The sequence below is a fragment of the Kitasatospora sp. NPDC038210 genome (assembly GCF_055600605.1).
In genome coordinates this window covers 179953-198799 of record NZ_JBVJYK010000013.1, presented here as the reverse complement: position 1 = coordinate 198799, position 18847 = coordinate 179953, and the positions used below count along the sequence as shown (strand labels likewise).

The following is an 18847-nucleotide window of genomic DNA, read 5'->3' as shown; positions in this document are numbered from 1 at the left end:
GTGTCATGGTGTCCTCCGGATCGAGAGAAGGGCCGGGATGGTGATCTCACGGACACAGCCGTCCACGCTCAGGCGAGGCGGCTGCGTTCCTCGCAGCTCCAGAGGCTCACGGGGGTTCACGGGGTTCGGACCGAACGCCTCACGAGCGACCGTGATCCCGGTGCCCTGGGACCGGCCCGACCCGCCGGATGCGGGTCACCCGGGCTACGGGGTCGAGATCGCTCATGCCCGCACATCCTTGCGCTGCCACGACGCCCACGCAACAGCCCTCGACTCGAACTCAGTACCAGGACCAGGCGACCTGACAGCCGCGAGGCGTCCTGATGCCTTCCACCCCGGGCACCTCGAAAGGGCGAGGAGGTCACACCTCGATGCTGCCCCGCCCCGGACCACCAAGCGGTGCCCCGGGGCGGGGCTCTCGATGGCGTCGTACATGGGAAGCGGCAAGGCGGTCGGCTCCGGCAGGATGACGGCGTGAACTGCTTCTTCCGTCGTCAGCAGCCCCTCTCGCAGCCCCTTTCGTAGCTTTCTCCGGGCAAGGATGCTCTGGAAGGTGTGCGGCGGGCGGTCTTCGGGGCACGGGCTCGGGAAGAGGGTGCACTTGAGGAGTTGACCGCTGTGCTGCCGGCGGTCGGCTCGGCCGGACATCCCGAGGATTCGCTCGAAGCGCTGGGCGTGCTGACGGAGCGTCCGGCTCTGCTGGTCAACCGGCGCCGGTGCGGCGCCTTCGCCCACGGTCAACTACGCGCGTCGCTGCTGGCCTCGCACGTCGCCGGGACCAGCGCCGCGCCCTGCCCGGTGACGCTCGATCCGCGCAGGGCTGCTCCTCGATCAATTACCGGGCTTCACCCGCAGGGGGGCCAGGGAGTCCAGCACGCGCTTCGCCATGGCCTCCGGGAGCGGGCCGTACATGAGGTTCTCGCCGGCGGCCTGGCCCGTCGTGCTCAGTCCGTGGGCCAGGAAGTTCGTCAGGACGGCGGTGCCGGCGAAGGCGCGGTCGGCTCCGCCGTGGTCGCAGAAGCCGATGTAGCCGACGTCGACGATGGGGTAGCTGCCCGAGCCGGGCTTCGTGTAGTCGATCGTGACCGTCACGTTGGTGCCCGTGCCCTGCACCGAGCCCCCGGCGGCCATCAAGCCGGCGGAGCGGGGGGTGAGTTCCACCGCCTGGGAGCTGCCGGACTTCACCTTGGCCTTCTGGAGGGCGCCGGCGTCCGGGAGCGGCACGAAGGACATCGACCACTGGCCCCCGGCGACATAGGCGGGCAGGTCGGACGCGTTCGTGCCGGACGCGGGGCGCGACTTGTCGGGCCACGTCCGGCCGGGCTGGTACGGGAAGTCGGCGGGCGCCGCCTTGGCGAGGTACTGGGTGAAGATGGCGGTGGCCGCCGACTCGTTGCTCGGGATCCGCGCGTCGATCGGCGAGTCCGGCAGGTTCCAGATCGGGTTGAGGGCCTTGATCGCCGGGTCGTTCCACTTGGTGATCTTGCCGGTGAAGATCTTGGCGAGCGTCGGGGCGTCGAACTCCAGCCCCTTCAACCCGGGCGCGTTGTAGACCACGGCGATCGGCAGCACGGTGACCGGGATCTGGGAGGCGTAGCCGGTGGGGCAGTGGCGGCCGACGACGGCCCGCTGATCGGCCGTCATCGGGGAATCCAGGGCGACGCCGTCGGACTTGAAGGTCGCGTACTGGTCCATCACGGTGCCGCTCGCGGGGCCGTTGAAGGTGATCGCGGCACCCGGGCACTCCTTGGCGTAATCCGCCTGCCACTGCTTGACGAGGGCGACCTGCAGTCCGTCCGCGCCGACCGCCTGCTTGCCGTCGGGGCCGCAGGCGGAGGCGGCGGTCGGAGCCGTCGCCGTCACCGAGGAGGACGGGCCGGGCTTCGAGCCGTGGGACCCGGGCTCGTCCGGGACGCGGTTCTGCCAGGCGAGGAAGCCCAGGGTGCCCGCCGTGGCAACGACCACCGCGGACACCGCCGAGCCGATCAGCACACCCTTGCGCCTCCGCGGGCGCGGGGCGGCGTCGGCGAGGGACGGGCGGGTGGAGGGGGTTGCCAGGTGCGAGGGAGCCGCCATGTACGAGGGGACGGCCGGTGGGACCGGGCCCGTCGGCACTGCCGCCCCGGCCGGCGGAGCGGCCGGCGGCGTGGTCACCGCCGCGGGCGGAGCCGCCAGGACCGTCGGCGTCGGCGTCACCGGACCTGCGGCCGTCGGCGTCGGCGTCACCAGCCCGGTCCGGAACTGAACCGTCCGTTCCCGCTCGACCTGCGCAGCAAGCCCCAACAGCTGCTCCACCGTGGGACGTTGCTCCGGGTCCTTCGTCAGGCAGGCAACGACGAGCGGACGCAGCTCCGCCGCGAGCCCGGCCAGGTCCGGCTCCTCGTACACCACCCGGAACCCCACCGCGTGCGAGGAGTCCGCGCCGAACGGCCCGCGCCCGGTGGCCGCGAAGGCGAGCACCGAGCCCAGCGCGAACACGTCCGTGGCCGCCGTCGCCGTACCGCTGCGGTACTGCTCGGGCGCCATGAACGGCGGGGTTCCGACGGCCACTCCGGTGCTGGTCAGCTGGGTCTCGCCGGCTGCCTTGGCGATGCCGAAGTCGATGACGCGCGGGCCGTCCTCGGCAAGCAGCACGTTGCCGGGCTTGAGGTCGCGGTGGACCAGCCCGACGCGGTGGATCTCCCGCAGCGCCTCGGCGAGCCCGGCGGCCAGCCTGCGCACCTCGGGCGGCGTCAACGGGCCCTGGCCGGCGACCCGTTCTCCCAGCGAGGGACCGGCGATGAAGAGCGTCGCCAGCCAGGGCGCCGGCGCGTCGGCGTCCGCGTCGAGCACGGGTGCGGTGAACGCCCCGCTGACCTTGCGCGCGGCCGTGACCTCCTGCCGGAACCGGGCCCGGAACTCGGCGTCCGCGGCCAGCTCGGGCCGGATCACCTTCACCGCCACCTGGCGCCCGGACACCGACCGGGCGCGGTACACCACGCCCATCCCGCCCGCGCCGAGCCTGCCCTCCAGGAGGTACCCGCCGATCTCTCGCGGATCGTTCTCCAGCAAGGTCACGTTCCGACCCCTCCCCCAGGCATGAGCGGCCACCCGGCCGACCGGCCCAGCCTAGTGGGGCACCTGTTCACGAACCGACGGCAGCCCTCGGAAACCGCAGGTCCATCCGCTGCGCGACCCCGTCGAGGCCGGACTTCTCTCGCCGCTGGGTGCCGGTCTCATCCCTTGATCGGTGCGGCCGACCTGGCGGCCTGCTCGATCTTCGCGCAGTAGGCTGCCCGGGCTTCAGCGTCGATCTGCTTCTCGTGTTCGGCGCGCAACCCGGTCCGGCCGTCGAGGCCCTCGCGCAGGATGTCGGCGTGCCCGGCGTGCCGGACGGACTCGCTGAGGACATGGACCATGACGGCGAACAGGTTGGTGTTCGGATATGGCTCCGACCACCACGGCACGTGGCCGGGGGTGTCAAGGGGAAGCTCGTTGATCGTCGCGTCCGAGTGCTCCCATGTGCGCTGGTAGAACCCGATGATCTGATCGCGGGTCTCGTCCTCGGTGGCCCACAGATCGCTGCCCGCGGAGTGGTCCTGCCACCGGGGCAGCGGTTCCGGGGACGGGCGGTCGAAGACCTCGCCGAAGTACCTGGCCTCGACGGTGGCCACGTGTTTCACCAGGCCGAGGAGGTTGGTCCCGGTCGCTGTCAAAGGCCGGCGGGCGTCGTATTCGGACAAGCCGTCGAGTTTCCAGAGCAGCGCCTTGCGGTCCCGCCGGAGTCTCCCGTGCAGGTTGTCCTTCGCGAAGTCATCGATCATGCGGCATGAGCCTGCCACGGGCTGCTCGTGCTCTCAAGATCCCGTACGTGGCACTGCGCATGCGGGCTCCTGCGCAGGCCCGCGGCGCCGCCGCTCAGTGCGTCGGCGCCGGTCTCCGCCGGGCGGGCAGGACGCGGTTGCGCAGCGGCAGCAGCCCGGCGAGTTCGGCGCTGGGCTCGACACCCAGCTGCTCACGCAGGGCGGTCCGGCACGTCTCGTACTGCCGTACGGCCTCTCCCACGTTGCCCTCGGCCAGGTGCGCCCGGATCACCGCCCGGTGCGAGCTCTCCCGCAGCGGCTCGGCCAGGACCGCGACCAAGGCGGCGTCGACCGCCTCCACGTGGCGCTTCTGACGGCTCATCCGGGCGGAGAGGGTCTCCAGGGCGTGCAGCCGGACCTGCCGGACCCGCTCCCGTTCCACCACCAGCCAGTTCTCGTACCAGTTCGGCAGCAGGTCCTGGGTGAACAGCGCCAGCGGCGGCTCGACGGCCTCCACGCCGTCGCGCAGTGCCAGTGCGGCGGTGAGCATCCGTTGGACGTCGACCCGGACGGTCGCGGCGAGCGCCAGCACCTCGCTGCGCGTCTCGACGAGCTGCTGACCGGCGGAGAGCCGCCACAGCGCGGTGCGCAGCCGCCCGGCCGCCGCGGCCTCGTGCGGCAAGATCCTCGATGGACTCGGCAAGGTGAGCCGTCGGCCATGCCGGGTCCTGGTTCCCCAGTGAGACCCGCAGCGCAACACGACTGCGGAAGGCTCCGGCACCCCAGAACTCCAGGTCAACGCCCTCCAGCGGACCGGCAGGGCTTAGCGCCAGTTTCCGTTCCGATGTTTCAAGCCCCGAGAGGCCCGCGAGTTCGCGGAAACTGAAGGTCTTTTCGCGGGAACCCGAGGATGGACGGTCGTGTTCTCGTGGGTTCGGCTTCCGGGTTCAGGCGAACACGCGGGGCAGGTGCTGAGCGGGCCCGCCCCTGAGTGCCTTCCCTGGAAACGGTCCTGACACCGTAGGAGTCATGAGAGCAGAAGGAACGACACCGGAACCGGAAACCTCTATGCAGAGTGGGCTCACATCTCTGGGTGAGGTAGCGTGCCGTTATCGAGCGGATGAGATACCCCCGGAAGATCTGCCGATGATCGCTGCTGAGGCGCTCGCAGCCGGACTGGACACCCCGATATTGTGCGAGCTCGCCGGTTGGCCTCGCAACGCGGATGCCCGCGACGTTCGTGACGCGTTCGAGCAAGCACTTGCCGAGTCCGGGATCCGGTTGCCGGATCGGGGCCTGGCGCGGCGCCACGCTCTGCGCCGGATGGCGGCGAGATTCATCGATCGAGAGATAACTCCCGCTGACCTGGCGACGGACGATCGGTGGGAGACGGATGTCGAGACCGCGGCGGAGCAATCGTTCGTGGCGCTGATCCCGCAGTGCGATTGCTGCATCGAGTACACGTCGGGGCTTGACCAGCAGACCTGGGCGGCCCAGCTGCGGAACGCTGCCCTCGCCCTGACATCGTCTCCGCCGATCAGCCGCGGATGCTGACCGTCCCTGGCGTGCTCATCCTCAGCAAAGGCGTGGACCGTTAAGCGGATTTCACTGAGCCTCTTTCATCCTCTGCTGGAGGGTGTTTGTGCGCGCAGAGAACACTTCGGCGGCGCTGCCGGACAAGCATCGTTTGTACGGACCCGTAACTTCTACGTGCAAGGGGCCTGTCTGCAACTGACGGTCCCGCGCGCTGTATCAAGGGAGTGAGTCATGAGTTCTCAGGTGAAGGCATTCGGGTTCGGCATGCCGTGGGAGTCGCTGTACGGGTACAGTCAGGCCACTCAGGTCGGTGACACGGTTTATGTGTCGGGGCAGCTTTCTCATGACCGTCACGGCAACTTCGTGGGTGCCGGCGACTTCGAACTGCAGGTCCGCACCACGCTGGAGAATCTGGACCTGGTGCTGAGGCAATTCGGGGCCGAGCGTGGCCAGATAGCGGAGACCACGGTTCTGGTGAGGAACCTGCGGGAGAACTTCGACACGACAGCACGCCTCCACGCCGAGTACTTCGGGGAGCACCGGCCCGCCAGCACGGTCATGGGCGTTTCCGACTTGGCACTGCCGGACCAACTCGTGGAGATCGGCGCGCTCGTGCGTCTCGATGTGAAGCCCTAGGTGAGGAGGCCGGCCTGATTCCTTCAGTGAACCTCTTGCATCCTGAATAGTTGCAGGTCAGCAGCGTGTGGGACGGCTTGGACGATGGTGCTGACAAGGCGGGTGGAGCATCTGGCTCGTCGTAGCAGCCGCCCGGCTTTCAACTGGGCGAAGGCGCGTTCGCCGGGGGGCCCAGGTCCCACTTGATGTCGCCCAGGTCGAGCCCACACGCCTCGCTCACCCGCAGGCCGACCTGGGACATCAACTTCGAGGCGGTGTAGTTCCGTGCGGTCGGGGTGCGACACCTCCGGGGCGGCCCGTGCCCGCGACGCGCTGCCCGGTTGAGGCAGCGGGTGGTGACGTCGGCCGGGCTCGTTCGTCGGTCCGGCAACCTGCCCTGCGCAGGACCGCGGTGCGCGCACGGCCCCCGAACCCTGCGTCGCCCCAGTACGGGTTTGCCGGCGCCACGTGACGCACCGGGCTGCGTCAGGGCACGGGGACGGCGCCTCGCGTCACGCGGAAGCCCGCACCGTGGTGCGGCGCCGGGCGTCCGGGCGGACTGCCGGCGTGGGTGCTGGTTCCGGTTGCGGGGGTGCCGTGGGGCCCGAGGGTGGCCAGGGTCCGTGGGTGAGCTGGTGGCGGAGGGTTTCGAGGCGGGCCAGGCAGGCGTCGATCGCGGCGGTGGTGGCGCTGCCCTGTTGCCGGACGCGGTGTTCGACGGCGGTGAGCCGGTCTTCGATGTGCTGCCAGGGGTCGTGGGAGGGCGAGGCGGTGGGGTCAGGTGCGTCGTTGGTCGCTGTCATGGCGCAGGCGTTCGGTGCGGTGGGTGAGGTCGTCGAGGCGGGTGGCGAGGTCGCCGTGGCCGGTGCCGAGGTGGGGGCGCATGGCGGCGAGGGGTTCTATCAGGTCCGCGGGGTCGGGGGCGCCGAGGGCGGTGGTGAGTGCGGTCAGTGCGGGACCGGCGCGGCGGCTGAGTCCGGGGGCGGCGGCGATGCGGGCGGCGAGGACGCGCAGGTCGGCGGCGTTGTCGCGGGCCCAGGCAGTGACGGCGCGGTCGGCGGCGCGACGGTCGCGGACGGCTTTGACGCGTTCGGCACCGGTATCGCCCTGCGTCGTGCCGCCGGCGGGCTTGAGGCGCAGGTAGCGGTTCTCGGCGGCCTGGCGGCTGGCGACGCCCATGGGCCGGGCGAGGTCGGCCCAGGTGGCACCGGCCTCCCGGGCGGACTCCACCAGCCCGGCTTCCCAGCCCGCCAGCTCGCTGCGCAGTTCGCGCAGCAGCACCAGGGCGGCCAGAGCGGGCTCGGGGCCCTCCTGTGCGTCAGGGGCCGGAGGCCCGGGCGCGGATCCCCGGGCGGCGCGGACGGCGTCATCGATGGCGGCCAGTGCCGCCACGGCCGCCAGGAACGACGCCGGCTCATCCGGCCGGGGACGACTGGCGACGACTCTTCGGGACTCCTCACTCATACGGTCACTCTACCGGCGACGCGCCCACTTGTCATCGGATGGATGACGAGCTACAAAGGATGTCAGACGAAGCGCACTGGCACCCATCGATCAGTGGAGGTGTTTCGCGATGCTGCTGCGCACTGACCCGTTCCGCGAGCTGGACCGTCTGACCCAGCAGTTCCTGGGCAACACGGGAACCTGGTCGCGTCCGGCTCCGATGCCGCTGGACGCCTACCGGGCCGGCGAGGAGTACGTCATCTGCTTCGACCTGCCGGGGGTGGACCCGGAGGCGATCGACATCGACGTCGAGCGGAACATGGTGACCGTCAAGGCCGAGCGCCGACCGCGTCACCAGGGCGAGGACGTGAAGTGGGAGCTGTCCGAGCGCCCGCTCGGCGTGTTCTCCCGTCAGGTCATGCTCTCCGACACCCTCGACCCCGCCGGGATCACCGCCGACTACGACGCCGGCGTGCTGACCCTGAAGATCCCGGTCGCCGAGAAGGCCAAGCCCCGCAAGATCGAGGTCGGCCACAGCGGCGACCGCAAGCAGATCCGGGCCTGACCCGGTTCCCGGTGCCGTTCCGGCCGCCTCCGATCTCCCCCCTCGATCGACGAGGCGGCCGGAACACCCGCCGGACCGCAGCGACGGTGAACGCCATGAACGGCAGGAGCAACCGACCCTTCATCGTGCGGGCGAACGGCGAGATCGACGTCGACACCGCCCCCGCCCTGCACCGTGCGCTGGCCGCCGCGCTCGGATCGCACCGGGAGGTGGTGCTGGATCTGTCGGAGGTGACGTTCATGGACTGCGCGGGCCTGGGCGCGCTCGTCCGGGCCCGCAACCAGGCCGACCACAGCGGCGGGCGCCTGGTCCTGCACGGGGCCGGCCGCGAGGTCGTCCGGCTGCTCAAGCTCACCGGCCTGCACCGGCGCCTGGCCGTGGAGCGGGCACCGGCCGCGCCGGCCCACGGGATGAGCCGGACCACTGAATCGGCCGGCCCCGGGACGAAGGGAGAAGCGTGGTGACTCTGCGATGGGAGGCGTTCCTGGACGCCGTCCGGGAACGCGGCGAGTACGACACGGCCGAGCAGGCCGAGCGGGCGGCGCGCGTGGTCCTGGCCCTGCTCGGCGCCCACCTGGTCGGCGCCGTACGGGCCGACTTGGCCGCGCGCCTGCCCGAGACCATGTCCCTGGTCCTGCTCAACCCGCTGCAGGCCGCCGAACCGCTCACACCCGAGCGTTTCGTGCGCGCGACGGCCGCCTGGATCGAAGGCGCCACCGAGAGCACGGCCCTGTGGGACATCGGAGCGGTCCTGTCCACCGCGGCCGACGCCGCCGGAGACGACCTCACCGAGCGCGTCCTGCTCCAACTGCCGCCCGGCTACGACGTCCTGTTCGGCCGACCCCGACCCGGCAACCGACCCTGACACCCACCCGTCCTGCCGCTCGCCCGGCCGGCCCCGATCCGGAAGGCCACCGTCATGACCCGGTACCGCCTCCTGCTCCGCCAGGTCCGCGACCTCGGCCGCTACACCTCCGACCAGGAAGCCGAACGCGTCCTCACCGCCGTCCTGGCCGTCCTCGGCTCCCAGCTCACCGGCGACGAACGCTGCGACCTCGCCCGGGCCCTGCCCGAACGCGCCCGCACCGTCTTCGCCGGCCAGATCCCCCTGCCCCGGCCGGTTGCCGCACCGGCTCTCGTCGAAGCCGTCGCCCGCACCCTCAACACCAGCCTCGCGGGTGCCCGCTGGGACGTCTCCTCCGTCCTGGCCGCGCTCGTCACCCTGGCCGGCGACGACCTCACCGATCGCATCCTCGCCCGCCTGCCCCGCGGCTATGCGCTCCTGTTCGGCCGAGCCAACCTCGCCACCGCCGCATGACCTCGTCACCGCGTGAGCGCGGAATGCAGTCCGGCACGTCCCAGGCGCCGAATGATCCATCCGCGCAATGGACATGACGCTACGTCAGGACGAGATCCCGCTTCGGAGTCGTCGCACGGCGCCGGCTGAGGCTGGATGGTGGGGACCGTGGCGGCAAGTCCCCGGTGCGGCGTGCAACGTGTAGCGGCACGGCTGTGCAGCATGCGTCCGGGGTGCTGCCGAACCACGCGCCGGACGAGCTGAGGGCGTTGCTGGTCTCCGGTCGGCCCGGCATCCGACTGCCGGCGCTGTGGCGGCGGAAACCGAGCCTGTCTTGCTGTCTGACAGGCTTGCGGCTCGATCATCTGTCCTCCGGTGGCGCGGAGTCAAGGTGCGGTTCAGGCCGCCTCGAACAGGCCTGCCGGTTCACGCTCGACTCGACGGGCGCCGTGGCCTGGCCCGACCCCCGCATGAGCCCGGTTCCGGCGTGGCGGGTCGAAGTGCAGGACTTCCTCGCCCGCAACCCCGAGCTCTGCGACCCGGCCCGGGCCGCAGCCACCGACGCCGAGCTGGACGCCCGTGCCGCTCACGAAGCCGATTCCGGGTACGGCGGCGTTCCGGACCTGGTGTGCGCTCCTGCGGGCGTCCGGATCGAGGAGGGTTACACGTTCTACGGTCACCGTGCGGCTCTGTACGCCTACCGCGCGGCCGCCTGCGGTGACCGCACCCCGGTCGAAGCCGGGCTCTGGCTGCGGACCAGCGATGCCGGACGGAGCAGCTGGGAGGGTGCCAAGGTCGTGGGAGCGAGTCTCGCCGACGCCCCCGACTGCGTGTTGAACCACCTCGCCGAGAGGTTCTGCGGTGCCGCGGCCGACGACGGCGTGGTCCTCACCGGACTGGCGGCCTACCTGCGGCAACTGCGGGCCGAGGAAAGGACGGCGGTCGACGACACGCTGGCCGCCACCGGGGAGGAACTGAAGCGTGTGGAGGAATTGCTCAAGGACGTCCGCCTGGTCCGGAACACCGTCCTGACCCGGGTCCTCAGCCGGACCGACGGCCGGGACGACGAGGCGATCGCGCGCCTCGCCGCGATGTCCCCCGTGGCCGTGGCCGAGTGGCGCGAGCGGCTGACCGCCGACGGGAACGTCCGGTCGGAGGAGTGAGGGCCTGCCCGGACGTCCTGCGCACGGGCGGGCGGCCTGCGCACGGGCGGCCCGGCGGCGTCGCGAGCGGCCGGTCGAGGGGTGGCCCCGCCCTCATGACAGGGCGGCCAGCGCCTGCGCGGCGAGCATCCGTTCCAGGGCCAGGAGGGCGCGCGGGGCGTGCCGGGTGTCGATGCGTACGGTGTAGATGAAGCGCGTCAGCTCCGGGTCGACGAGGGGGCGTGCCACGACCCGCGGACTTCCCGGGGGCAGGGCCAGCCGGGGCATGACGGCCACGCACAGGCCGGCGGCCACGAAGCCGAGCACGGTGTTGAAGTCGTCGCCGTCGTATTCCAGGCGGGCCTGGAAGCCCGGGGTCTTGGCCATCTGAGCGAGCAGTTCCAGGCGCAGCGCGGCCTCCGGCGCGGCGATCCACGTCTCGGACGCGAGGTCTGCCAGGTCGATGACGTCCCGCTGGGCGAGGTGGTGGTCGGCAGGGAGGACGGCCACGACCGGGTCCCGGGCGACCAGCGTTCGGCGCAGGGTCCGGGGCGGTGGCATCGGGATGAAGTCGTAGTCGTAGCTGAGGGCGAGGTCCATGTCGCCCCGCTTGAGCCGGCTGTACCCGGCGTCCGGTTCCAGCTGGGAGAGGCTGACCCGGACGTCGGGATAGGTCGCGTGGAGCTCTGCCAGCGCCTGCGGGACGATCCCGGCGGCGGAGGAGGCGAAGGCGCCGAGCCTGATCCGTCCGGCGGTGCCCGCGCGTAGGGCGTCGAGTTCCAGGGACGCCGCCGCGAGGGCGCCCCGGACGCGTTGTTCGGCGTCGAGGAGGACGGCGCCGGCCGGGGTGGCGCGCACCGGGCGGCGCTCGATCACGATGAGGCCGGCGCGGCGTTCGAGCTCGGCGATCTGCTGCGAGACGGCGGGCGCGCTGTAGCCCAGCTCGCGTGCTGCGGCGTTGAAGGAGCCGTGGCGGACCACGGCTTCGAGGGTGGCGAGCAGCCGGGGGTCGAGTCTCTGCACGGCGTTAAGGCTCACTTATCTGTAGCGAAGATGTCTTTTCTTGTGCTTAAGCGTGAACGGCAGCAGGATTCTTGCTCGCGGCCCGGATGTGCAACCCCGGGTCCCGCGGCCCACCCCCGCCGTCGCCGGGCGCGTCCGTGCGCCCGTGGGGCCGTGCGCCTGCTCCGCAGCCCGCCTGCACCGCCTCCGTCGGGCGAGCTGCGGCGGAGGCGGTAGGCCGACGATCGACCCCCACCCGAAAGGAAGTGGTATGCCCAAACCGCTGATCGGCCTCACCACCTACCTCGCCCACGCGCAGTGGGGGAGTGGGAGTTGCCCGCGGCGCTGCTGCCCGCGGCGTACATCAGCTGCGTCCAGGCGGCGGGCGGTCGGGTGGTCCTGCTGCCCCCCGACGCGCCGGAGGCCGCGTTCGATGTCGTCGCCGGTCTGGACGGGCTGGTCCTGACCGGTGGCGAGGACCTTGATCCCGCGTTGTACGGGGCGCAGCCGCATCCGTGCACGGGGCCGCCGGTGCGCGAGCGCGACCGTTGGGAGTGGGCCGTGCTGGCCGAGGCCCTCGCGCGTGACCTCCCGGTGCTCGGAGTGTGCCGGGGCATGCAGCTGATGAACGTGCACGCGGGCGGCACCCTGATCCAGCACCTTCCCGAGACGGTGGGCCACCACGGACACAACCTGCACGGCGGTCACTTCTCCCCCCATGCCGTCACCACGGTGCCGGGGACGCGGATCGGTGCGCTCCTCCCGGGGACCCGCCAGGTCGCCACGCACCATCACCAGGCGGTGGATTCCCTCGGGGCCGGTCTGGCCGTGGGGGCGCGTACGGCGGACGGTACCGTCGAGGCGATCGAGAGCACCCGGCACCGCTTCGCGGTCGGCGTGCAGTGGCACCCCGAAATGGCCTTCGACTCGGCGGTGGTGCACGCCCTGGTGGCCGCGGCCGGGTCCACGCCGACCCCGGTCCCGAACGGTGCCGGCGAGCGGAAGGTGCGGGTGCGGCGCAGTGCGCCCGTCACCGGCACGACTCCGGTGTCTTGACACCGGAGCGCTTCGCCCCCCAGGATCAGCCCCGTGAACCTGTCAGACAGCCAGACAGGTGGAGCGGTCCCGCGGCGCGTCAGCGCGATGGAAGCGGTGTTCGGCCACCTGCGCAGCGCCATCGAGCGCGGTCATTACGCCGTCGGGGACAAGCTCCCCTCGGAAGCAGAGCTGTGCCGGACGCTGGAGGTCAGCAGGCCCGTCCTCCGGGAGGCGCTCCGTGCCCTGCAGACCATGGGCCTGACCGTCTCGAAGACCGGCAAGGGCACCTTCGTCGTGGCGAGCACGGTCGAGGACCCCACCTTCGGCGACTACGCCGCCAGCGACCTGCTGGAGGTGCGCCGGCACGTCGAGATCCCGGTCGCCGGGTACGCGGCGCTGCGCCGGACCCCGGAGGACCTGGACCACCTCGGCCACCTGCTCGACCGGATGGAGCGGGAGACCGACACCACCGCCTGGGTCGCCCTGGACACCGTGTTCCACCTGGCGGTGGCCGAGGCCTCCGGCAACCCGGTGTTCCGCCGGGTGATCGAGGAGATCCGTGACGCACTGGCGCGTCAGTCGACCTTCCTCAACGAACTCGGCGGCCGGCGCGAGCAGTCCAACTGCGAGCACCGGGCCATCGTCGAGGCCCTGATCGACGGTTCCGAGCCCGACGCCGTCGAGGCGATGTCCCACCACCTCCACCGCGTGGAGGCCACCCTCACCGACATCGTGCGCCCCGAGCGGGCGGACACCTCAAGAGAAGGCAGAGCCGAGGCGTGAGCGAGCAGTTCCTCAAAGACGAGAAACGCCCCACGACCCGTCACGTCGACGCCGGCGACACCGGCTACAGCAAGTCCCTGAAAGCCCGGCACGTCAACATGATCGCCATCGGCGGTGCCATCGGCACCGGGCTGTTCCTCGGCGCGGGCGGACGGCTCGCCGACGCCGGGCCCTCCCTGTTCGTCGCGTACGCCGTCTGCGGCGTCTTCGCGTTCCTCGTCGTGCGCGCACTCGGCGAGCTCGTCCTGTACCGCCCGTCCTCCGGCGCCTTCGTCTCGTACGCCCGGGAGTTCATGGGGGAGAAGGGCGCCTACACCGCCGGCTGGATGTACTTCCTGAACTGGGCGACCACCGGCATCGCCGACATCACCGCCGTTGCCACCTACACCCACTACTGGCACCTGTTCTCCGACGTCCCGCAGTGGGTGATCGCGCTCATAGCCCTGGCCGTCGTCCTCACCGTGAACCTCATCTCGGTGCGGATCTTCGGCGAACTGGAGTTCTGGTTCGCCATCGTCAAGGTCAGTGCCCTGGTCGTCTTCATGGCCATCGGGATCTTCCTGCTCGTCACCCGGCACCCCGTCGACGGCGCCGTCCCCGGCCCGTCCCTGATCACCGACAACGGCGGGATCTTCCCCAACGGCCTGCTGCCGATGCTGCTGATCATCCAGGGCGTCGTCTTCGCCTACGCCTCCGTCGAACTGGTCGGCGTGACGGCCGGGGAGACCGAGAAGCCCGAGGAGATCATGCCGAAGGCGATCAACTCGATCATGTGGCGCGTGGGCCTGTTCTACGTGGGCTCGGTCGTCCTGCTCTCGATGCTGATGCCGTGGAACGCGTACACCTCCGGCCAGAGCCCCTTCGTGACGGTGCTCTCCCACATCGGTGTCCCGGCCGCGGGCAGCGTCATGAACCTGGTCGTCCTGACCGCGGCGATGTCCTCGCTCAACTCGGGCCTCTACTCCACCGGCCGCATCCTGCGCTCCATGGCCGTCAACGGATCGGCACCCCGCTTCACCGCCCGGATGAGCCGCACCCAGGTGCCCTACGGCGGCATCCTGCTCACCAGCGGCATGTGCGTCCTCGGCGTCGGCCTCAACTTCGTCGTCCCCGCCGACGCGTTCGAGATCGTGCTCAACCTCGCGGCGATCGGCATCATCGCCACCTGGGGCATGATCATGGTCTGCCACCTCCTGTTCTGGCGGAAGACCACGACCGGCGAGCTGACCCGCCCCGGCTACCGACTGCCCGGCTCGCCCTGGACCGAACTCGTGACGCTGGCCTTCCTCGCCACCGTCCTGGTCCTGATGTACGCCGACGGCGGCGCCGGACGCACCACCGTGTTGTGCGTGCCGCTCATCGCCGCCGCACTCGTCGCCGGCTGGTACGCCGTCCGCGGGCGCACCGCGCGCGTCGCTGCCGGCACCGACGACTGAATCCGGGCGGCCCGGGGGGGGATCCGCGGACCTACCGCGCACCCGTCCGGGCCGGCCCGCTTCCGTCAGGCACACAGGTCAGCAGCCCCAAGCCATCACGATCGAGGCAGTCATGCTCACCAGTCCCCCCGCGGACGCGCCCGCGATCCGCGAGCCCCGCCACGCACCCGTCGCCCACGTCACCCGAGGCGGCGTGGTCGAGAGCACCCACTACGGTTCCGTCATCGTCCTCGGCAGCGGCGGTGACGTCCGGTACCACCTCGGCGACGCGGATGCCGCCTGCTACCCGCGCTCCGCCCTCAAGCCCGTCCAGGCCGTCGCCATGGTCCGCGCCGGACTGCCCCTCGACGGCGCACTGCTCGCCCTCGCGATGGGCAGTCACTCCGGCGAGGAACGCCACCTCGCCGGAACCCGGCGGATCCTGGCGCTCGCCGGCCTCACCGAGGACGACCTGCGCAACGTCCCGGACCTGCCGTACGACCCGGCCGTCCGCGACGCCTGGATCCGGCAGGACCGCCCGCCCTCCCGGATCGCCCAGAACTGCTCCGGCAAGCACGCCGCGATGCTCCACCTCTGCAAGCTCAACGGATGGCCGCTGCACGACTACGACGCCCCCGGGCACCCGCTCCAGCGGATGATCGCCGAGGTCGTGGAGGACCTCACCGGCCAGCGCATCGCCCACGTCACGGTGGACGGCTGCGGCACCCCGCTCTTCGCCGTCTCCCTCCACGGCCTGGCCCGCGCCGCTGCGCGCATCGCCACCGGCGAGCCCGGGACACCGGAGTTCCGGGTCGCGGACGCACTGCGCAGCCACCCGGAAATGGCCTCAGGGGCGGGGCGGGACGTGGCCCGGCTGATGCACGCGGTACCCGGGCTGCTCGCCAAGGACGGCTTCGAGGGCGTCCAGATCGCCGCGCTGCCGGACGGCCGCGCCGTCGCCCTGAAGATCGCCGACGGGGCGAACCGCGCGCGCGTCCCGGTAACGGCCGCCGCCCTTGCCCTGGCAGGAGTCGACCCGCGGCTGCTGACCGGGTTCGCGGGGGAGTCGGCAGCCGGCGGGGGCCGACCCGTCGGTGGCGTGCGACCGGTCGCCGCGCTGGACCCGTCGGCCCTGCTCGCCCCCGCGTGACCCGGCCCACCACCACGAGAAGAGGACCCGCACACCCATGACCGCCGCCACCCGCAGTGAGCACGACCTGCTCGGGGACCGCGACGTCCCCGCCGACGCCTACTGGGGCGTCCACACCCTGCGCGCCACCGAGAACTTCCCCATCACCGGCACCCCCATCTCCGCCTACCCGCACCTGATCGACGCACTGGCCGCGGTGAAGGAGGCCGCCGCCCTCGCCAACGAGGAGCTCGGCCTGCTGGAGCCCGCGAAGGCGGAGGCGATCGTCGCCGCCTGCCGCGAGATCCGAGCCGGGAAGCTGCACGACCAGTTCGTCGTGGACGTCATCCAGGGCGGCGCCGGCACCTCCACCAACATGAACGCCAACGAGGTGCTCGCCAACCGGGCGCTGGAACTGCTGGGGCACGCCAAGGGCGAGTACTCGCACCTGCACCCCAACGAGGACGTCAACCTCGGCCAGTCCACCAACGACGTCTACCCGACCGCCGTCCGGATCGCGACGGTGGCCGCCGTGCACGGCCTGCTCGACGCGATGGCCGTCCTCCAGGACGCGTTCGCCCACAAGGCCGCCGAGTTCCGCGACGTCCTGAAGATGGGCCGCACCCAGCTGCAGGACGCCGTGCCGATGACGCTCGGCCAGGAGTTCTCCGCCTTCGCCGTCATGCTCGACGAGGACCGCAGCCGGCTCGCGGAAGCCGCCGAGCTGATCCACGAGATCAACCTCGGCGCGACCGCGATCGGCACCGGCCTCAACGCCCCCGCCGGATACGCCGAATCCGCCCGACGCCACCTCGCCGACATCACCGGACTGCCCCTGGTCACCGCAGCCAACCTCGTCGAAGCCACCCAGGACTGCGGCGCGTTCGTCCAGATGTCCGGCGTCCTCAAGCGCATCGCCGTCAAGCTCTCCAAGACCTGCAACGACCTGCGACTGCTGTCCTCCGGGCCGCGCGCGGGCCTCGGCGAAATCAACCTGCCGCCGGTCCAGGCCGGTTCGAGCATCATGCCGGGCAAGGTCAACCCGGTCATCCCCGAGGTCGTCAACCAGGTCGCCTTCGAGGTGATCGGCAACGACGTCGCGATCACCATGGCAGCCGAGGCGGGCCAGCTCCAGCTCAACGCCTTCGAACCGATCATCCTGCACTCGCTGTCGGAGTCGATCACCCACCTGCGGGCCGCCTGCCACACCCTCGCCGAGCGCTGCGTCGTCGGCATCACCGCCAACACCGAGGTGCTGCGCGCGACCGTCGAGAACTCCATCGGGCTGGTGACCGCCCTCAACCCGCACATCGGCTACACGGCCGCCACCGACATCGCCAAGGAGGCCCTCGCCGGCGGCCGGGGTGTCGCCGAACTCGTGCTGGAGCGGGGGCTGCTCCCGGCCGAGCGGCTCGCGGCCCTGCTGCGGCCCGAGGTCATCGCCGGCAGCGGCGCGGCCGCGGTCTGAACCCGTCGGAGTGGGACGGCCCGTCGCCGCCCCACTCCGGCGCCGGGTGCCGGAGCAACTGCCACACCACCCTCCGCGGTGCCGGACGTGCGGTCTTCGGCCTCTGTTCGGACCAGCATGCGAACCAGGATGCGAATTCCTCCGCGTCAGGGAACACGGAGGTGGTGATCTGCCCGGTCAGCCAGCCGTGGAGGAACTCGGCCGCGCCGCTCCAGCGGCCTGGCGGCCGTCCTCTCGGCCGCTGCCCCGGGCTGCCGGGATTCCGTGGCGAACGACCGATTTGTGATCACGGTTCGGTGACCTTCGGACCCAGGGGGGATCGATGGCCCGTTCCTGGTGTTCGAGGGCGGTAGATTTCCCCGGCACGCTTTCTTGATCACCACGGGGGATTCACCATTTCCACTCAGTCCGCCGAGCTGCCCGACGCCACCGCGCCCGCGGAGACCGCCTCCGCGGCCCCGATCCAGGGGGAACCCGGGTACGGCGAGGGACAGCTCACCTGCGCCGTCTGCGGCTCCGTCCCGGCTGTGAACGCCACGGTCCGCGGGCACCAGGGCTTCGTCATCGTGATGCGCTACCTCAAGCGACGGGGCCCGTTCTGCCGCAACTGCGGCATCGCCACCCACCGGGAGATGACCTCCGACACCCTCTGGCAAGGCTGGTGGGGCATCCCGTCGTTGATCGTCAATCCGATCGTCATGCTGTTCAACATCCCGCAGCGAATGAAGATCAACAAGCTGGCGGAGCCGGTGCCCGGAGCCCCCGGCACGCCGATGGACACCGGCAAGCCGGTCTACCTGCGCCCCACGATCGTCGGCCTGCTGATCCCGGCGGTCCTGATCACGCTGATCTTCGCCCTGTTGAAGGACGACCCCGAGTTCGCCAAGGCCGGCGACTGCATCCACAACAGCAGCCCGCTCGCCATGTCCGGCCTGAACGACAACAACCCGGACGTCAAGGTGGTCTCCTGCTCCGACCCGCAGGCGGACGCCCGCATCGTGGGCCGGGCCGAGAACACCACCGACGGTGAGACGGAGTGCCGCAAGTACCCCGACGCCGACAGCTACTTCACGTACAAGCGGGGGAGCGACAAGTACCTGCTGTGCCTGACGAGCCTCAAGCCGAGGCCGAAGCTGACCTTCCCCCCGGCGGGCTGACCGGTCTGACCACGCCCGTCAGCCGGCGGCCGTAGCCTGGTGTTTGCCGTTGAACGAAGGGGGTCACGTGACAGGCCGTACAGCCGGAGCAGAGGCGGGGATGAAGGGGATCACGTTCCCTGCCTGGCGCGGAGAGCACTACGTGACCCTGGCTGAACTGCTGGTCCGGCTCGGCGGCTTCGGTCTGGACCTGAAGTGGCGGGTCGAATGCGACGAGATCGTCGATCCTCGCTGTGTCGAGATGGAGAGACGGTCCGCCGAAGGCGGGATGGACACGTTGATGCTGTTGTCGCTGACGACGCCGTTCCTCCAGCTGATCGACGCCGAAGCACGTGGCTTCGCCGGGGACGAGTTGGTGGTCATCCTGGCCGAGGTGGACAGCTCGTTCTGGGACGTCCGGGCTGTCGACGAGCGCGTACTCGGCGAGCTCCGTCGCTGCTGTCCGGGGGCAACGGACCTCTGAGGGGACGAGCTT

General features: G+C 71.2%; 20 protein-coding genes and 1 pseudogene. 14 read left to right on the top strand and 7 right to left on the bottom strand.

What is annotated here, in order from left to right; genetic code table 11:
• Positions 1-831: 831 nt before the first annotated feature.
• From ACZ7KX_RS26090 to ACZ7KX_RS26080, 3 genes are all read right to left on the bottom strand, one after another.
• On the bottom strand, positions 832-3057 hold the full coding sequence (locus tag ACZ7KX_RS26090; RefSeq protein WP_470328576.1) for a serine/threonine-protein kinase: 2226 nt from the start codon (positions 3055-3057) through the stop codon (positions 832-834).
• A 158-nt stretch (positions 3058-3215) separates the two neighbouring features.
• Positions 3216-3803, bottom strand: a complete 588-nt coding sequence (locus tag ACZ7KX_RS26085; RefSeq protein WP_470328575.1) for a DinB family protein — start codon at positions 3801-3803, stop codon at positions 3216-3218.
• A gap of 94 nt (positions 3804-3897) precedes the next feature.
• Complete coding sequence (locus ACZ7KX_RS26080; RefSeq protein WP_470328574.1) at positions 3898-4464, bottom strand: AfsR/SARP family transcriptional regulator; 567 nt, start codon at positions 4462-4464, stop codon at positions 3898-3900.
• Positions 4465-4928: 464 nt separating this feature from the next.
• Between ACZ7KX_RS26080 and ACZ7KX_RS26075 the strand changes: the two genes are divergently transcribed.
• On the top strand, positions 4929-5336 hold the full coding sequence (locus ACZ7KX_RS26075) for a hypothetical protein (protein WP_470328573.1): 408 nt from the start codon (positions 4929-4931) through the stop codon (positions 5334-5336).
• A gap of 213 nt (positions 5337-5549) precedes the next feature.
• Positions 5550-5954 carry a RidA family protein gene (locus ACZ7KX_RS26070; protein ID WP_345515915.1) on the top strand — a complete coding sequence of 135 codons (405 nt, stop codon included), beginning with the start codon at positions 5550-5552 and terminating at the stop codon, positions 5952-5954.
• A gap of 40 nt (positions 5955-5994) precedes the next feature.
• Here the strand turns inward: ACZ7KX_RS26070 and ACZ7KX_RS26065 are convergent.
• The 3 genes and pseudogenes from ACZ7KX_RS26065 to ACZ7KX_RS26055 form a co-directional block, all read right to left on the bottom strand.
• Positions 5995-6121 (bottom strand): annotated as a pseudogene (locus ACZ7KX_RS26065) (IS5/IS1182 family transposase); the annotation flags it as partial.
• Between the two features lie 324 nt (positions 6122-6445).
• Positions 6446-6736: a hypothetical protein gene (locus ACZ7KX_RS26060; protein WP_470328572.1), complete on the bottom strand. Its 291-nt coding sequence runs from the start codon at positions 6734-6736 to the stop codon at positions 6446-6448.
• Positions 6711-7397: a type III effector protein gene (locus tag ACZ7KX_RS26055; RefSeq protein WP_470328571.1), complete on the bottom strand. Its 687-nt coding sequence runs from the start codon at positions 7395-7397 to the stop codon at positions 6711-6713. The genes ACZ7KX_RS26060 and ACZ7KX_RS26055 overlap by 26 nt, the downstream gene beginning before the upstream one ends.
• A gap of 109 nt (positions 7398-7506) precedes the next feature.
• On the opposite strand from ACZ7KX_RS26055, the gene ACZ7KX_RS26050 reads away from it, so the two are divergent.
• From ACZ7KX_RS26050 to ACZ7KX_RS26030, 5 genes are all read left to right on the top strand, one after another.
• Positions 7507-7941, top strand: a complete 435-nt coding sequence (locus ACZ7KX_RS26050; RefSeq protein WP_470328570.1) for an Hsp20/alpha crystallin family protein — start codon at positions 7507-7509, stop codon at positions 7939-7941.
• 95 nt (positions 7942-8036) lie between these two features.
• Positions 8037-8405: an STAS domain-containing protein gene (locus tag ACZ7KX_RS26045; protein ID WP_470328569.1), complete on the top strand. Its 369-nt coding sequence runs from the start codon at positions 8037-8039 to the stop codon at positions 8403-8405.
• Positions 8402-8806 carry a DUF2267 domain-containing protein gene (locus ACZ7KX_RS26040; protein WP_470328568.1) on the top strand — a complete coding sequence of 135 codons (405 nt, stop codon included), beginning with the start codon at positions 8402-8404 and terminating at the stop codon, positions 8804-8806. Before ACZ7KX_RS26045 ends, ACZ7KX_RS26040 begins: the two co-directional genes overlap by 4 nt.
• A gap of 54 nt (positions 8807-8860) precedes the next feature.
• Positions 8861-9259, top strand: coding sequence for a DUF2267 domain-containing protein (locus ACZ7KX_RS26035; protein WP_470328567.1), 399 nt, complete (start codon positions 8861-8863; stop codon positions 9257-9259).
• A 449-nt stretch (positions 9260-9708) separates the two neighbouring features.
• Positions 9709-10401, top strand: coding sequence for a hypothetical protein (locus ACZ7KX_RS26030; protein ID WP_470328566.1), 693 nt, complete (start codon positions 9709-9711; stop codon positions 10399-10401).
• A 93-nt stretch (positions 10402-10494) separates the two neighbouring features.
• On the opposite strand, the gene ACZ7KX_RS26025 is transcribed toward ACZ7KX_RS26030, so the two are convergent.
• Positions 10495-11403 (bottom strand): LysR substrate-binding domain-containing protein, encoded by a 909-nt coding sequence (locus ACZ7KX_RS26025; RefSeq protein WP_470328565.1) that lies wholly within the window; start codon positions 11401-11403, stop codon positions 10495-10497.
• Positions 11404-11715: 312 nt separating this feature from the next.
• Here ACZ7KX_RS26025 and ACZ7KX_RS26020 point away from each other — a divergent pair, with 312 nt between their 5' ends.
• From ACZ7KX_RS26020 to ACZ7KX_RS25990, 7 genes are all read left to right on the top strand, one after another.
• Entirely contained in the window at positions 11716-12438 is a 723-nt protein-coding gene (locus tag ACZ7KX_RS26020) for a gamma-glutamyl-gamma-aminobutyrate hydrolase family protein (protein WP_470328564.1), read from the top strand.
• 87 nt (positions 12439-12525) lie between these two features.
• Complete coding sequence (locus ACZ7KX_RS26015) at positions 12526-13203, top strand: FadR/GntR family transcriptional regulator (RefSeq protein WP_470328662.1); 678 nt, start codon at positions 12526-12528, stop codon at positions 13201-13203.
• Positions 13200-14639, top strand: coding sequence for an amino acid permease (locus ACZ7KX_RS26010; RefSeq protein ID WP_470328563.1), 1440 nt, complete (start codon positions 13200-13202; stop codon positions 14637-14639). Before ACZ7KX_RS26015 ends, ACZ7KX_RS26010 begins: the two co-directional genes overlap by 4 nt.
• Positions 14640-14751: 112 nt before the next feature.
• On the top strand, positions 14752-15768 hold the full coding sequence (locus ACZ7KX_RS26005) for an asparaginase (RefSeq protein ID WP_470328562.1): 1017 nt from the start codon (positions 14752-14754) through the stop codon (positions 15766-15768).
• Positions 15769-15805: 37 nt separating this feature from the next.
• Positions 15806-17215: an aspartate ammonia-lyase gene (gene aspA / locus ACZ7KX_RS26000; RefSeq protein WP_470328561.1), complete on the top strand. Its 1410-nt coding sequence runs from the start codon at positions 15806-15808 to the stop codon at positions 17213-17215.
• 527 nt (positions 17216-17742) lie between these two features.
• Positions 17743-18372 carry an LppU/SCO3897 family protein gene (locus tag ACZ7KX_RS25995; RefSeq protein ID WP_470328560.1) on the top strand — a complete coding sequence of 210 codons (630 nt, stop codon included), beginning with the start codon at positions 17743-17745 and terminating at the stop codon, positions 18370-18372.
• Between the two features lie 142 nt (positions 18373-18514).
• Positions 18515-18835 (top strand): hypothetical protein, encoded by a 321-nt coding sequence (locus ACZ7KX_RS25990; protein ID WP_470328559.1) that lies wholly within the window; start codon positions 18515-18517, stop codon positions 18833-18835.
• Positions 18836-18847 lie beyond the last annotated feature (12 nt).